The 15,951-nt window shown below is 50.2% G+C and carries 8 protein-coding genes; 1 reads left to right on the plus strand and 7 read right to left on the minus strand.

Annotated features, from left to right (window positions below; translation table 11 throughout):
- Positions 1-14: 14 nt before the first annotated feature.
- The 5 genes from CWE22_RS05275 to CWE22_RS05295 all read right to left on the minus strand — a co-directional run bounded on the left by CWE22_RS05275 (position 15) and on the right by CWE22_RS05295 (position 7,684).
- Positions 15-2,696, minus strand: coding sequence for a TonB-dependent receptor plug domain-containing protein (locus tag CWE22_RS05275; protein WP_169930305.1), 2,682 nt, complete (start codon positions 2,694-2,696; stop codon positions 15-17).
- A 368-nt stretch (positions 2,697-3,064) separates the two neighbouring features.
- Positions 3,065-3,724 carry a 3'-5' exonuclease gene (locus tag CWE22_RS05280; protein WP_169930306.1) on the minus strand — a complete coding sequence of 220 codons (660 nt, stop codon included), beginning with the start codon at positions 3,722-3,724 and terminating at the stop codon, positions 3,065-3,067.
- Positions 3,724-5,598, minus strand: coding sequence for a DUF294 nucleotidyltransferase-like domain-containing protein (locus CWE22_RS05285; protein WP_244595953.1), 1,875 nt, complete (start codon positions 5,596-5,598; stop codon positions 3,724-3,726). The genes CWE22_RS05280 and CWE22_RS05285 overlap by 1 nt, the downstream gene beginning before the upstream one ends.
- A gap of 92 nt (positions 5,599-5,690) precedes the next feature.
- Complete coding sequence (locus CWE22_RS05290) at positions 5,691-7,406, minus strand: sodium:solute symporter family protein (RefSeq protein ID WP_169930307.1); 1,716 nt, start codon at positions 7,404-7,406, stop codon at positions 5,691-5,693.
- 11 nt (positions 7,407-7,417) lie between these two features.
- Positions 7,418-7,684, minus strand: coding sequence for a DUF4212 domain-containing protein (locus tag CWE22_RS05295; protein WP_169930308.1), 267 nt, complete (start codon positions 7,682-7,684; stop codon positions 7,418-7,420).
- Positions 7,685-7,877: 193 nt separating this feature from the next.
- Here CWE22_RS05295 and CWE22_RS05300 point away from each other — a divergent pair, with 193 nt between their 5' ends.
- Entirely contained in the window at positions 7,878-11,372 is a 3,495-nt protein-coding gene (locus CWE22_RS05300) for a PAS domain-containing hybrid sensor histidine kinase/response regulator (protein ID WP_169930309.1), read from the plus strand.
- Between the two features lie 25 nt (positions 11,373-11,397).
- Here CWE22_RS05300 and CWE22_RS05305 read toward each other — a convergent pair whose 3' ends face one another.
- Both CWE22_RS05305 and CWE22_RS05310 read right to left on the minus strand, forming a co-directional pair.
- The gene (locus CWE22_RS05305) at positions 11,398-11,865 is read right to left on the minus strand and encodes a hypothetical protein (protein WP_169930310.1); all 468 of its coding nucleotides are present in this window, start codon (positions 11,863-11,865) and stop codon (positions 11,398-11,400) included.
- 72 nt (positions 11,866-11,937) lie between these two features.
- Complete coding sequence (locus CWE22_RS05310) at positions 11,938-15,861, minus strand: S8 family serine peptidase (RefSeq protein WP_169930311.1); 3,924 nt, start codon at positions 15,859-15,861, stop codon at positions 11,938-11,940.
- Between the last annotated feature and the right edge of the window lie 90 nt (positions 15,862-15,951).

Consider the following 15,951-nt stretch of genomic DNA (forward strand, 5'->3'; position numbering starts at 1 on the left):
ATCGAACGAGTCGATTAGAAGTTTTGTTGGAAACGTACGTAGAATACACGACCCCAGCCATTGTACAGGCCGTAGTTGTAGTCACGACCACCGTACGGCTCAAGAGTTGGCAGTTTCTCAAATGCGTTTTGTACGCCAAGAGTGAAGCTGTTATCCCAAGCAGTGTTGTAAGTCGCTTGCAGATCGTGAGTTACCCAAGAGCCTAAGTGGCCAGTACGTAACACACCGTCAGCGCCGTTTGCGTCTGCTACGGTATCAGTGTACTGATCACCGATTAAGCTCAAGTTCCACGCGAACGTGAAGTCATTCAACGTATAGGTGTTGTTGAAGTTCAAGCGGTTACGCGGTACACCCAAGTCACGAACTAGGTTACGACCACCATCAATTGAGTAATCAAGGATGTGACCGATTTGCAGGTTCTGAGTCAATGAACCCATATCTGCGAAGTCCCAGTTAGCGCGGAGGTTAAAGTCGAAACCTGAAGTTCCTAACGTACCTTCGTTACCAAAACCAGCAGTAACTTCAGTGATAACACCGTTCGCATCACGAGTTACACCAAGACCAGCTGGAATTGGGTCACCTGCGTCAAGCGCATCAATAAGGTTTTGCGAAGTGAATGAACGAATACGATCTTCAATTTCGATGTTGTAGTAATCGATCGCCATGCTGATAGTATCAGTCAAGTTCACAGCGAAACCAGTAGCGAACTGAGTTGAGTTCTCAGCTGACAGGTCAGGGTTCGCAATGTAGAACGCGTTAGTTTGACACTGAGCATTCGGGTCGCCTGCTAACACAGTACAAGTTCTCTCATCGAAAATGAAGTCAGCAGAGAACGAAGTTTTCTGAGTTAGGATATCCAACGATGGAGCGCGGAAGCCTTCACCGTATGAACCACGCCAAATGATGTCATCACTGATAGACCATTTGAAGCTAACTTTCGGAGAGAAGTTACCACCGAAGTCTGAGTAACGGTCATAACGGCCTGCGAAGTTCAATTCGAAGTCATAAGTGACTGGAACCAATACTTCGAAGAAGGCTGCGTTTACAGTACGGCCACCACCTGCAGAGTTACCAGCAGAACCACCAACTAAGCCAGCTTCTGACTGTGAGTCGTAACGGTCAGCATAACGCTCTTTACGATGCTCGAAACCAACGAATGCTTGGATCATACCAGCATTAGTTTCAGTTACGTCGAAAGAGGTATTTGCATAGTACTCATCGATGTCAAAGTCAGAGATACGTGAAGTGGTTACAACACCACCAGCTAGAACGTTGTCTGGGTTCTGACTTGGGAATTGCAAATCATAACCATAACGGCAGTTGGTTGGGTTGAATGAACCATCATCACAGTAACCTGGGTTGAAATCATTTACGAAAGTCCACGCAGTTTGTGCTGCTAAGTAACCGTTACCGATTTCAGTTGTGTTGTTACGAACACGGCGGTAACCGAAATCAACTTCCATATCACCCAGCATTCCTTCGAAGCCAAGCATGAAGTCTTTGTTTTTGTTGGTTACAGTGGTGTCACGGTTACCCATTGCTGCGAAACGGTGATAGAACCAAACAGGAATGTTTGGACCAACTAATGACGGATCATAAGTGGTTGCATTCGGGTTGTTTGGATCATAAATCCACGCATTTGGATTCGTTGGGTTGTTGTAGCTGTCAGCTGGAGTAGTCAAGCCATCATAGAAGATGTTTGAATCTGGAGCTGGTGCATAACGACCAAACGATTCAGTTTCTGCAACGCTAGCATTGCTGTAGAAAGCCCAATCGTTGTTGATCTGGTGACGCGCTTTAATGAACAATGATTCGTTCGCTGAAGACGCTTCGTTCGCGTTAGTCGCGTTGAAGTTATACTGACAACGAGGCGCGCCGCCGATAGTTGTCGGGATGTAGTTTTCTTCTGTACAGCCGCTAGGAATACCTTGGAAAGCGCCAGTAACAGTTGAACGCCAGTTGTTACCGTAGGTTGAAGAACCTGGTACAACCCATGGGTATGCGTTTTCATAAACGATTTCACGGTTGTTCCAAGACACACCACCTAATACTTGGGTGTTCGCGTCAGAAGAACCGAATAATACGCTACCTTGCTCGCGGTCACCGCCTTCACGTGGAACTGATACTTCACCAGCACCTAAAGTCAGCTGTGCGCCGTTGTAATCTTTACGAGTGATAACGTTGATTACACCACCGATTGCGTCAGAACCGTATACCGCTGATGCACCATCAGACAGGATTTCGATACGCTCTACAGCACCGATTGGGATTGAGTTCAAATCTTGGCTAGAACCAGTTGATGGAGACATAGTCAAACGACGGCCATCAACCAATACGAGTGAGCGTGAAGCACCCAAACCACGTAAATCTACCTGAGAAACACCCTGTGCAGAGCTACCAGATTGTGGACGGAATGAACCGACTGAGTTGAACGTGGTGTTACGAATGATGTCTGCAACAGAGATGTCACCTGACAGGTCGATCGCTTCACGGTCGATTACGGTTACAGGAACCGCGCCTTCCAGGTCAGTACGCTTGATGCGTGAACCTGTTACTGTGATACGTTCTTGAGCTTCTTCTGCTTGCTCATCTTCAGACTGATCCTGCGCAATTGCAGAGCCTGAAAACGCAAGAGATGCGCCACCGAACATAAGAGCTAAGCGGATAGACTTAGCTAATTTATTGTTAGTATACATATCTTCTCCCTGGACCACTTTATTAGTGATTTACTAGGTTTAAACTGGCACGTGAACGCTCTTCGTGCTCGTTCCGATCGGGGTCTAAGTCGCTGCAAAGCTAATTAAACACCAACCGATCAGTACCCGATACTAATCAAAAAAGCCGAGTTCAGCAACCTAGGGAGTCGCTAAAAATCAATATTTTTTGATGAATTTGTACGATAAACAGCCTTTTTCTTGGGTTGAAACGTGACAAAATAACGATAAATCATTGTTTTAAATCACTTAATTGAAAACAAAATAGCGTCACAAAAAGTTCCCTAAGTTTCCAAAATTTCGTCATTTTGATGTTTTTTTGCACATCGGCATGCCTTGATTGACGTGCTTTAGAGCCGAACTCGTCCGACTTGTAACAAATTTTTCACGCTCGCCTTTGCGCTGCCGGCATATTGATAGCCTTGTGCCAACATCAATTCTGCACACGCCACCGCATCGTTAAAAGCGTGATGCGCATGATAATCAGGCAGTCGATAGCGCCCTCGCGCTGCGGCTAAAGTCAAACTCCCGCGCGGAATATGATGTTGCTGATTGCGCAGCCGGCGTAATTCAAATTGCAGCGTATCGAACCAACCTAAGGGACTCAACTTGATCTCATGATGACGCGCCGCAACTTGCAAAAATTGCCAGTCCAAATGGGTATGGTGGCACACCAGCACGGCGTCCTCTAATACTTGCGCGAGTTCGTGTAAAACTAACTTACTGTCGCTACTTTCATTGAAGTCACGCTGAACGAGGCCATGCACGACTGGACTTTGCTTTAAATCATGGTTCTTGTCTGCTGTTGAATCCAAAACAAAGTAGCGCGCAGACTGATAATCGAGACACGGCGGGTGCACTTCAATCCAAGCTATTGCCAGCATCACATCCTGATTAGCATCTAACCCACTGGTTTCGATATCTACGACGACATAGCGAGCATCCGTCCATTGCTGATTTAATAAGTGACGCCGCTGCCACCAGCGCTGCACGGCTTGAGTCCAGGCCATCAACCTGACCGTCCGAACTTCATCGCAACGCCTTGCTGACACTCATCGATAATACGAAAAGCTGTCTTTAGTTGACGCCTAACCAACGTGCTGAGTTGATCGGGATCCAGTGCATTTTTCGGTTGTTCCGTGCCCCACACTTCCAACTGGTGTTGCAAGCGGAGCTGCGTCAGAAACTGCCAAGCTTCCGCTAACGATTGATTATCGCGACGATTCAATAACCGCCCTTCCAACAACTGCTCCAAACGCGCTAAGGTTCGTGGTTCTGTCAGACCAGCTTGCAACGAATAGATGCGGACGATGTCATTGATCAGTGCAATGCCGTAGCGCTTGATATCGATTAAATCACTGTCTTTGCCTGACTCGGTGCCACGAAAACGATTAAACAGTCCCAGTGGCACCTGCACATTGCGTTGTAACCGCGCTAAATTGCCGAGAAAGAACTCATTTTGACCCAGCCTAGCCACTTCAGCTCGATAGCGTTGATATAGGCGTTTATTGCCGACCACCATACGGCTATCAAAGAAAATTTGGCAATACATCAGTGCTTTAGGTGTTGGGCTCTCGGTCCAGCGGGTGAAACGCTCAACCCAGCCCGCAACACTGCGGCGACACTCTGGATTCGATGCCATAATATTGCCCGGACATAGGGGAATTCCGCAATCGCCCAACCCAGAGCAGACCCAATCGCCGAGGCCTTCAAACCAGCTCAACTGCCGCTCATTGAGATCATCGGCCAGCAGTAATCCATTGTCCTGATCAGAGCTTAAGGTTTGATCTTCACGACCCTGCGAGCCAAACGCGAGCCATGCATAAGATGCGGGGGCTACTCCGTGTTCACGCTCATAAAACTCGATCAGTTTGCGCGTCATAGTATCCGTGAGAGATGCCAGCAACCGTCCAACAACCGTCGTGTTTGCGGCGCGCGAGGCAAACGCTTGCATATATGCGGGTATTTGCTTTGCCTCAGCAATGAGTTGCTCGCGCGTTACCGTTTTATTCAAAGCGCTGATCAACATAACCGGTTCGCTGCGTTGTTGTCGCATCAGGTCGGTATTGGTGATCATGCCCATGGGCTGATCATTCTCATCCAGCACCGGCAGATGGTGAATATTGTTCTGGGTCATGGTCGTCAACGCGTCCATGAGGGTTTGTCTGCCTGACACCGTTGCAGGAGCCTGGGTCATGACTGCATTGACATGCAAGTCAAAACTCAATCCAGGTGCAATCACCCGATTGCGTAAATCACGGTCGGTCAAAATGCCCACCAAAGCGCCGTCATCGACTAATAAAATAGAGCTTACTTTCTCATCACTCATTTTCTGCGCGGCGGCCCGAATCGATGTGGTAGAGGGGAGTTGGACTGGAGGTCGGGTCAAGACCTCTTGAATGCTGGTTTGCAACGGGTCAACGGTCACTGGTTGGCGGCTATTCGGCTTCCCCCGGGCGACTTCTTCTAATGAACGTTGGCTATGTGCACGAATAAAGTATTGCTCAAATGCCTTACTGTCACGACGCAGCCGATCAAATATCGGTTGCGGGACAATGAAAATAATACCGTCTTCGACGACAGTCAGACGATTCACCACCGAGCGGCCACTCAACAAGGATGGATACCCGAACAAATCATGCGACTCCAATCGCTCAATCAGATGCCCATCGGGCGCCAACAAATCAAATGCCCCTGATCGCACCATATAAAGAGCGGGGCTGAAGTCATTAAAGAACTTGTCCACGTTATGTTCATTCACATAGGCCGCTTTCAGTTGCTCGATAGCACCATTGCGCTGGTCGTCCGTCAGTGCATCAAACGGCGGACAATCCAGGAGGAAGCGTTTGACCTCAGCAAAATCGGGTTGCATGTTTTGTTTCATCTAACAGGTCTCCAATGCCCATAACTCTCACTCTACGGCAAAGATAAAAAACCCGCCACTAAGGGCGGGTTTTGACAATCAAGAACACCTGATTAGTGATGCGTTGCTGCACCGGAACCACGTGGGTAACGGATTGACTCCACCAAATCTTGCGTTGCTTGAGGCGCATCACCAGTCATCTTGTGCACAATTAATGCCACGATGAAGTTGATGATCATACCGATAGTACCGATCCCCTCAGGCGAAATTCCGAACAACCAATTGTCAGGAATATTCGCAGTTGGGTTCACGAACTTGAAGTAAATGATATACGCCAAGGTAAACACGATACCGACGACCATACCGGCAATCGCACCCGCGCTGTTCATCCGCTTATGGAAGATACCCATAATAATAGCCGGGAAGAAGCTTGCGGCTGCCAGACCGAACGCGAAGGCGACCACCTGCGCCACGAAGCCGGGCGGGTAAATACCGAAGTAAGTGGATATCGTTACCGCCACTGCTGCTGCGACTCGAGCCCAGAACAGTTCTTGTTTATCGGTAATATTCGGCGTCAATGTTCGTTTCAACAAGTCGTGTGAAACGGATGTCGAAATCACCAGCAATAAACCTGCCGAGGTCGACAACGCTGCTGCAACACCACCTGCTGCGACCAATGCCACCACCCAGGCCGGCAAATTCGCAATTTCAGGGTTTGCGAGAACCATGATGTCGCGGTCTACCGTCATTTCGTTGCGAGCATCACCTGAGTAGAACATACGACCATCGTCATTCTTGTCTTCCCACGAAATCAAGCCGGTTTTTTCCCAGTTCTTGATCCACGATGGTGCAGCTTCATACTCCACACCCTGTAAATCAGGACCGTTTACCGTGTTGATTAAGTTGGTTTTCGCAAACGCTGCAATGGATGGTGCAGTGAGATACACAACAGAAATGAAGACCAGTGCCCAACCTGCTGATAAACGTGCATCTGATACTTTCGGTACAGTGAAGAAACGTACGATAACGTGCGGTAAACCCGCAGTACCGACCATTAATGCACAAGTAATCGCGAACATATCGATTTTACTGCGCACACCCTCGGTGTAGGCCGCCAAGCCGAGTTGCTCTGACAACCCGTCGAGACGTTGCAGCAAATACTCACCGCCACCTGGCACACCCTCGGCAATAGTCGCACCGAAACCCGTTTGCGGCAGAATATGACCGGTCATGTAGATGGAGATAAAAATAGCAGGCACTAAATACGCGAAAGCCAGCACTACGTACTGCGCAACCTGCGTGTATGTGATCCCTTTCATTCCACCGAGAACGGTGTAGAAGAAAACAATTGCCGCACCGATATAAACACCGGTGGCGATATCAACTTCCAAGAACCGTGAGAACACCACACCTACACCGCGCATTTGTCCGGCAATGTAGGTAAAGCTGATGATAATCGCACACAACACCGCAATGGTACGTGCAGTTTGCGAATAATAGCGGTCACCAATGAAGTCAGGTACCGTGAACTTACCAAACTTCCGTAAGTACGGTGCCAAACACATAGCCAATAGGACATAGCCACCGGTCCAGCCCATCAAATAAACGCTGCCGGCATAACCCGCAAACGCAATAATGCCCGCCATCGAAATAAACGATGCCGCGGACATCCAGTCTGCCGCTGTGGCCATCCCGTTCATGACTGGATGAACACCACCACTGGCTACGTAAAAGTCATTCGTAGAGCCGGCTCGAGACCAAATCGCGATACCAATGTAAAGCGCGAAGGTCAGGCCGACGATAATAAACGTGAGAGTTTGAATATCCATGCTCGTCGCCCCTACTCTTCGTGAACTTCGTATTTGTTATCGAGCGCCGCCATGCGATTCACATAGACGAAAATCAGCACAACGAATGTGATAATCGACCCTTGCTGAGCAAACCAAAAGCCCAGTTTGAAGCCGAAAAAGGTAATTTGGTTGAGTACATCCGCCAAAATAATGCCAAAGCCATACGACACGACGAACCAGACAACTAGTAACTTCAATACTAGGCTGATGTTTTCGCGCCAGTAGGCTTTCGCGAGTTCTTCGCTTTTAAAAGCCATACGCCCTCCAGGTTGTTCCGTTGTTATTGTTTGGGTCACTATGCAATCTAGTCGTCATGCTCCAACTCAGAAATAAGACATTGGTCTAAGAGAGCTAGACAATCGTTACTGGCTAATAGCTAATAGCAGCTCGGGTCTTTGTTTTGCTATTGTCTAGTAACTAGTAACTATTTGCGCTTTTAGAGGGTTGGATATGACTGCTGTGTTGGTACTGGTATCACTGGCTTATATAGCACTTTTGTTTGCTGTCGCGCATTACGGTGACAAGCCCAATACCTTTGCCAATCGACTCAGCTACAAGCCACTGGTGTACAGCATGTCGCTGGCTATCTATTGCACCAGTTGGACCTACTACGGTGCGGTGGGAAATGCTGCAGCCTCGGGCTGGGCCTATATTCCAATCTTGCTAGGACCCTTTCTATTATTTGTCTTTGCACTGCCGCTGATGGAGAAGTTGGTCTCAGTCAGTAAACAGCAAAATATCACCTCTATTGCTGACTTTATTGCGTCGCGTTATGGCAAGCGCCAGCGCATTGCTCTGTTTGTGACGCTGATAGCAGCCTTGGCCACCATCCCCTATATTGCGCTGCAACTAAAAGCGGTCGGCCTCACGTTTGTAGTACTGACTGACAACACCTCTGCATTCACCGAGCTATCCATCAACGAGCTACTAGCAGCTGCGCTGATGGCCGCCTTTGCCATGTGGTTTGGTACGCGCCATATCGAAGTCACCGAATATCGCAACGGTATGATCTTGGCGATAGCCTTTGAATCTCTGGTCAAACTCGTGGCATTGGTAGTCGCTGCAGTATTTGCATGGCATTTATATAGCTCTGTGGGCTCTGAGCAGTTGTTCCAGCGGCTTGCCAACCCACCCTCTGCAGCTTGGTCTTGGCGCGCACTACTCGAGTTTGATTTTATTGTGCAGACCTTTATGGCGGCGGGCGTGATTTTGTGTTTGCCGCGACAGTTTCACGTCGCAGTAGTCGATAACGTCAATGTGAGTCATCTCAAGACCGCCCGTTGGGGCTTCCCCCTGTATCTGTTGATCATCGCCGTAGCGATTGTGCCGATTGCAGTCAGTGGGCAGTTTTTCTTCGGTGACGGCGTGGACGGCTCGACCTTCGCGCTGCAGTTACCCATGATGAATGACCAACCCTGGTTAGCAGTATTTATCTTTATTGGCGGATTTTCGGCGGCTACGGCTATGGTCATCATAGCCTCAGTGACCCTCAGCACCATGATTACGAATGACGTGATTATGCCGTTTATCTTACAGCGTCGGAGTCAGTTCCCTTTTACTGGCAGCGCGCCGATTGGTGTGCTTGCCGACACCCGCAGTTTCCAAGGACGCCTGCTCCTGATCCGACGCATTGCAATTGGCGTGATCATGCTGCTGTCGTATCTGTGCTACTACTTTTGGGCCGCAAATACGGGACTCGTCAGTATCGGCTTGTTAGCCTTCTCGGTTGTTTTACAGCTGCTACCCGCGGTACTGGGTGGACTCTATTGGCGTCGAGGTCACGCCCGTGGCGTCTACGTGGGCCTCGGTGCAGGCCTCATCGCTTGGTTATTTGCGGTGGCAGTACCCATGTACCTACCCCATCAAATTAGTGACACCAGTATCATTACTCAGGGCACTGTGGTCAGTTTGGTGGTGAATACCATCGCCTACATAGTCTTCTCTTTGCTCGCTCAGCCACGCCTTGTCGACCGTATCCAAGCTACCGCGTTTGTGAAGCCGCGCTCAACATTGCAAGAGCACACCATTGGTCGTCATCACCAAGCCACCAATGGCGATATGCTGCTGTTATTGAGAACTTTCCTCGGCGAGCAACGCGCTAGCCAGCTACTGGAGTTTTTTGCGGCGTCCGAGCGCGGCATGAAAATCACTGAAGCCATGCGTGAGGACGTCGCGAAGCGGGAGTTTATTGACTTTGTCGAGCGCTCACTCAGTGGTGTGCTGGGAGCCGCCACCGCCCGTTCATTAGTCGAGGCCGCATTGCGTGACCGCCGACTGCACCTTGAGGAAGTCGTCCATTTCTTTGACGACACCACCCAAGCGCTGCAAACCCAGCAATCCATTCTCTTTAGCTCACTGGAGAACCTCGCACAGGGCATTTCAGTAGTTGATGCCGAGCTGCGCTTGGTGGCGTGGAATAAGCGCTACTTAGATCTCTTCGAGTATCCAGAAGGAATGGTCAAACCAGGGCAGCCGATTGCGACTCTAATCCGGTATAACGCGGAGCGCGGCGAATGTGGTCCAGGAGAAATTGATGAGCTCGTTGCCAAGCGTTTGAATTACATGCAGATGGGCTCACCTCACCGCTTTATTCGCCGCCGCGGTGATGGGCGCGTGATTGAAATGGTCGGTAATCCACTACCCAATGGTGGTTTCGTGACCTCCTTCACCGACATTACTGAGCACGTTGAAACGGCGCAGGCTTTAGAAGAAGCCAATATCGATCTGGAGCAACGCATCAATGTGCGCCAGCGCAAAATCCGTGAAATCAATAATGAACTGACTGAGGAAATTGAGCGTCGCCGGAAAGTAGAAGTAGAGCTGAAACAAGCCAAACTCGAAGCTGAGGAAGCCAATGCTTCGAAAACGCGATTCTTAGCGTTAGCCAGCCACGATATCCTGCAGCCCCTCAATGCCGCACGCTTATATTTGTCAGCCGTTGATGAGACCAGCCTGACGCCAGCCAATGATCAACTGCTACAGAAGCTCGATACAGCGCTCGCCTCGACCGAACACTTGCTGTCGACGCTCCTACAAATCGCCAAAATGGACCAAGGTGCATTGCAACCCACATTCCGCCATGTGCGCTTGGATACGATATTGCAGCCGCTAATCCACGAGTACAACGTGTTGGCGCAGCAAAAACATATTCAGTTTAAGGCGCGCTTACTTGATGGAGTGATCCTTACCGACCCCACCTACTTGCGTCGAATTATTCAAAACTTTCTGTCGAATGCGATTAAGTACAATAAAGAACATGGCAAGGTTTTGTTGGGTGTGCGCCGCCGCGGCGAGCAATTACAAATTGCGGTCTGGGACACCGGTCCGGGCATTACTTCACAGCAACAGCACCGTATTTTTGATGCCTTTTACCGCGGTCAAAATACTCGCGTGGAAGGTGTGGGGCTCGGACTTTCGGTCGCCAAACGAATGAGTGAGCAACTACGCTGCGCACTCAAATTGCAAACGCGCGAAGGGTTTGGCAGTTGTTTCTCGGTGACCGTGCCACTCGGTAATGCCGAGTTGATTGATGAACGCCCGCCCACAGAAACCGCAAGTTCGCCCACAGAACGTCTCCTACTCATTTGCGTGGATGACGACCAAGAAAATCTAGCGGCGTTGCGCGCACTGCTGGAGAAATGGAATTGTGAAGTCGAAACGTTCTGTACCAGCGATACCGCGTTGGCCTATGCTCGCTCTCACGAACGCCCAGATGGGCTGCTACTGGATTATCAATTGGGTGATGACGCTCACGATGGGCTCAGCCTATGCCGAGCCTTACGCGAGCAATGGGGCGATTCTGTGCCAGCAGCGTTGGTTACTGCCATGCGCGACGACAACTTGCGCCGGCAGGCGCGCGAACAGCAATTACACTTCCTCGCCAAGCCAGTCAAACCGGCTGCGCTCAAGGCACTGCTCAAACATATCCAGCAACGTCGCGGCTAACCGCGACGTTGTTGGAGCAACAGATCTACATCGTTTCTGTGGGAAGTGCGCGACAAACGCCACCTTGGAGGCTGAGTTTGGGCTCTGGAATCACTTCACAGGTACCCATCATTTGTTGCTCTTCATTCAGCCAGCGGCGCAGTTCGGTGTACTCTTTCGCCATCGTTTCAATGATGTCTGTATCGACATTTTCGGTGGAGTACGCAATATAATATTCAGGGCCGCCACAAGGCCGCGCACCCACTTCGAGCATGCGGCACTGGCTCAAGTCTGTTGCTGCAGCTGCGCCAACCATACTGCGAATCGCATTATTCATTTCAGCAAGTTTTGCGCCTGCTTGTTCGGCATCCATCTTGTCGAGAGCGGTCGCTTCCGCTTCAACAATTTGCTCTTGCTCGGTAGCTTGTTGTAGCGAGTCTTCTGGCTTTTCACTACACCCGAGCATCAGCGCGCTGGCTAGCAAAACCGCAGTGGTACGAATGATTCTTTGCATCTTTTGTCTCCTTTCAAAAAAAAGCCCGCAGTGCTGCACACCGCGGGCTGTGTTCATTCACTATTGCTTAGCTTACGCTAGGCGACGGCGGCGCAGCAAGGCTAATGGCAGCACCAGTAGTGCTACAATCCAACCGAATGCACCACTCGATGGTTTCGGCTCTAACCGCACTTGCACAGTGGCTGTATCGGTTAAATCACCATCGCTCGCAGTGACAGTAAAGGTCACTGTAGTCGCTTGATCCACTTCTGGTGACGTGAAAGTCACGCTTGCACCTGAAGTCGAGCTGAGTGATACCGACGTCGTGCCTGATTGTGCCCAAGTGTAAGTCAACGCATCACCGTCGGGATCTTCAGACGTTGCAGCAGACAACGTGATGGTCTCACCTGGCTCCGCTGATACCGCTGAGGTTGTTGCCGCAGCTTCTGGAGCTTGGTTAAACAACTCGAAGCTCGCAGTTGCGGTCGCTGTTGGACTGCCCGCAGCATCGACTGCACGATATTCAACGACTGCAGTACCGACAAAACCATCATCTGGTGTAAAGACCAAGTTGGTTCCATCAAATGCTGCTGTACCGCCCGCTTCAGCTTGCGAGACCACCTCAAGTGTTAAATCACCATCGACATCAAACGACTGCACTGCTGCAGCAGAGTAGCTTTGGTCACCTGAGCTGACTTCAGTCAACGTCAGCACATCACGACCCGTGGTGTTAAGAACGGCTGCAAGGTCAACGGTTAGTGGGTTATTCTTCGCACCGCTCGCTTGCGCAGTAATCGCTTCACCAATGGTATCGACCTGTAAGTCGTAGTCGATTTCCACAGCTGCTTTTTCGCCACTGCGAGTGAAGGCACGATACGCGGTTCCGGAGGCTGGGATGCTACCTTCGCCATCGTAGTACAACTGCGTACCAAAGGTACCGTCGAGAGACTCTACTCCAACCGTTGCGAATTCAGGTGATGCCGGAATATCAATGTAGTTAAAGTAAACTTCATTAGACGCCAGTTTCAGCCACACAGAGAAGGTATATTGGTTCGCATTTTCGTCACCCACTTCATCGAACAAGCGGGCATTGACATATTCCCAAACAAACCACTGAGCACCATCCACATTGAATACACCATAGCGGATTTCACTACCGGCAATACCACCTACAACAAAGTCGGCCCACAGTGGCGCCATCACACCTTGTGGCGGTGCTTCATCTGGAATTGGCATATTGATAAAGCTAGACGCCATAGCACCGGTTTGTGCGTTCGGTGCAATCACACCGTTCATCGTTAAGGTCACAGTATTCACCGTTTGACCGTCAACAATAATGCCACCGAAGTTGGTCAGCGGGAATGTATACACTTCTTCATCACAGCCAGCTGCACAGAGTGACGAACCGATGCCTGCTGCAGCGAGTGATACACCTGCAAACGGGAAGCTTCCCGAAGCGTCCACATAACTCTCATTCGCCTCATCGGTCTGCGTGCCTGTCCAAACAATCGTTGAACCGTCATCACTTAAACCGAAGTTCGTCGCTGTTGCGCGCGTTTCCGTTGCATTCACCGAGCCTTCAACGACAGTCGCGCCTGTTGGCACTTGAACTGCAACCGTTACCGGTTCACCAGTGCTACCTAAAGCACCACGTGCAGTCATGGTATATGGCGAACCAATGACAGCTTCACCTGCGGTTTGACCCACGCTAACAATAGCGGGGTTGTCTGACTTGGTCGCATACACAGCAATTGGCATACGCAGATCACTGCTGTTGCCGCTGTTCTCCAGTAAAACCTCGCCGAAATACCAACCGTCTTCTGCAAAACGGGTATCGACCGTCAATTCGAACTCAGCACTGCCATCTGCTGCGATGTCGACATTGGTCACGTTTAACTCAGCCGTCACATCAGCGTCACGCATTGCAACCGAAGCAGTCCAATTCGAAGCTGCACCGCTGATATCGGTGATTGTCCGGTCGAATGTACAGGTAATCGCGCAAGATACATTGGCAAACGATGGCTTATCGACTACGACAGCGACATTCGCAGCCGCAGCGATATCCATCCGTCCAGCACCTACATCAAATGGATCGCTTGGCGTCTGTCCGTCTTGTTTGATAATGCCGCCAATGCTAGAAGTCATCAAAATTGACTTCAGTTGGTCTGCATCCAGGTCACCATAAACGTCTTTCAATAATGCTGCGGCACCAGCAACATGTGGCGCTGCCATCGACGTTCCGGTCATCGTCATTAAACCGCCGGTGGTGCTTGCAGACAGAATGTTCGTGCCCGGCGCAGCGATATCAGGTTTCAAGAAGTTCGGGTTACCGTTAGGACCGCGTGAACTCGAACCCGCCATTAAATCAGCAAGCTCTGGATACACCTTCGCTTGCGCAGGGGTGATCACTGCCTCATCGCCCGCAGACCAAGCCGCCAATACAGCCTCGCCGTCAGCTTGCGAAATAGAGAAGCTCGGTAGCGTTGACGCACCGACGTTCATGATCAATGCACCCGGTGCGTTGTTATACAACAACATACCGCTTGCGCCTGCGTTATCCAGATTGATGGCTTTTTGCTCAAACGAACATTCACCACGTTGCACCAGCACGAGCTCACCATTAAAGGCGCCCTCAGCAAATGCGTTACAAGCAAGTGCGTTGGCTTCATCAACCACAATAGTTGCCGTCAATTCCGCAACAAAGTCTTCTTCAAGGAACGTTTGGCTGCCTTCAGTTGCATCAATACCTGTCAAGCCAGATACACTCAACTGATTCACGAAGTCACGGCCATGTGTAGTGTTAGCTACCGACAAACCGTCTTCAATACAGCTTGGACAACCGATCGTCATTTCACCTGGGCCAGAGTTACCTGCAGAGGTAACAGTCAACACACCCGCTGCATTAATCGCTTCGAAAACAGGTTTATAAGCACTGTCTTCAGGCGCAGAACCTGCTCCACCGCCCCATGAGTTGTTGATGACATCAGCGCCATCAGCCAAGGCATCTTCGAGTGCTGGAATCAGCATGGCATTCGAACCACTACCGATGTTGTCGGTGTTACGGAACAATGCCTTATAAGCCATCAAATAAGCACCCGGTGCAACACCTGATACATTGACAGCAGCGCCGCCGATGGTTGAAGTAACTGGATTACCTACAGCAGTTCCAGCTACGTGCGTACCATGTCCACCGACATCCTGCGGAGTAAGCACTTCATCAGGCAGCGTTTCAAAGGTTGGATCGTAATAGCGCGCGACAATCAATTTATCGTTACAGAAGGTCGCATCAACAGTCGCACAGTAATCGTCATCTGCAGCCGGCTCGGTTAATGGTGTGTGCCCATTGTCTGCAAACATAGGATGGGTCGGTGTAATACCACCATCAATGACTGCCACCCGTACGCCCGCACCTGCAGTATCTTGCCCGCCCAACACTGACCACACTTCCGGTGTATTGAGCAGGTCAATGGATGCGTCCATTTGCGTGTACATCATTTCGTTTTCGAATACGCGCTTCACACCAGGAATACTGGCTAATTCGGCTTTTGCATCGACTTTGCCTGGCAACTTCACCACCATACCGTTCATGGTCAGACTTAAGTGGCGACTAACCTGCAACTCAGGGAATTTTGCCTGCATTGCTGACATGACTTTACGCTGCTCTTGGAGCAAAAACTCTTGGTAATTTTTTGCAGCTGGCAAGCTCGCATCGAACTGCTCTAAGCCATTCGCTTTGGCTGAGCTCGGCGACAATCCTGCAATACCACCGTTGTATAAAGTGGCGGCTGGGGCTTCCAGTTGCACAATGTAATAAGTTGGAAACTCTTGTTGAAGCTTCGTGCGTTCGAACTTCTTCGCTGCCAACACAGCGCGGTCACGCTGCGGAACCGGTTGGTCTTGTGCCGGTGTGAGTTGCTGTGCAACTACCGACCCTGTTGCTAGCGTCGACGCAATGGCAACCGCTAGAACATGCTTGCGCGTCGCGAACGCGGGTAGCAATGATTGAACTGCTTTCATGTGTATTAACCTCTGGTTACTTACTTTATTTTTCTGATTAACTCTGCCTGGCGACCTTGTTTCGACGCCAGAATATAATTGTTATTTTTT

Source organism: Pseudidiomarina aestuarii, from assembly GCF_003987355.1.
Lineage (GTDB): Bacteria > Pseudomonadota > Gammaproteobacteria > Enterobacterales > Alteromonadaceae > Pseudidiomarina > Pseudidiomarina aestuarii.

Bases quoted from the DNA above. Each gene is read 5' to 3' on its own strand.
- CWE22_RS05275 (WP_169930305.1), bottom strand. From the start codon at position 2,696: ATGTATACTAACAATAAATTAGCTAAGTCTATCCGCTTAGCTCTTATG.
- CWE22_RS05280 (WP_169930306.1), bottom strand. From the start codon at position 3,724: ATGGCCTGGACTCAAGCCGTGCAGCGCTGGTGGCAGCGGCGTCACTTA.
- CWE22_RS05285 (WP_244595953.1), bottom strand. From the start codon at position 5,598: ATGAAACAAAACATGCAACCCGATTTTGCTGAGGTCAAACGCTTCCTC.
- CWE22_RS05290 (WP_169930307.1), bottom strand. From the start codon at position 7,406: ATGGATATTCAAACTCTCACGTTTATTATCGTCGGCCTGACCTTCGCG.
- CWE22_RS05295 (WP_169930308.1), bottom strand. From the start codon at position 7,684: ATGGCTTTTAAAAGCGAAGAACTCGCGAAAGCCTACTGGCGCGAAAAC.
- CWE22_RS05300 (WP_169930309.1), top strand. From the start codon at position 7,878: ATGACTGCTGTGTTGGTACTGGTATCACTGGCTTATATAGCACTTTTG.
- CWE22_RS05305 (WP_169930310.1), bottom strand. From the start codon at position 11,865: ATGCAAAGAATCATTCGTACCACTGCGGTTTTGCTAGCCAGCGCGCTG.
- CWE22_RS05310 (WP_169930311.1), bottom strand. From the start codon at position 15,861: ATGAAAGCAGTTCAATCATTGCTACCCGCGTTCGCGACGCGCAAGCAT.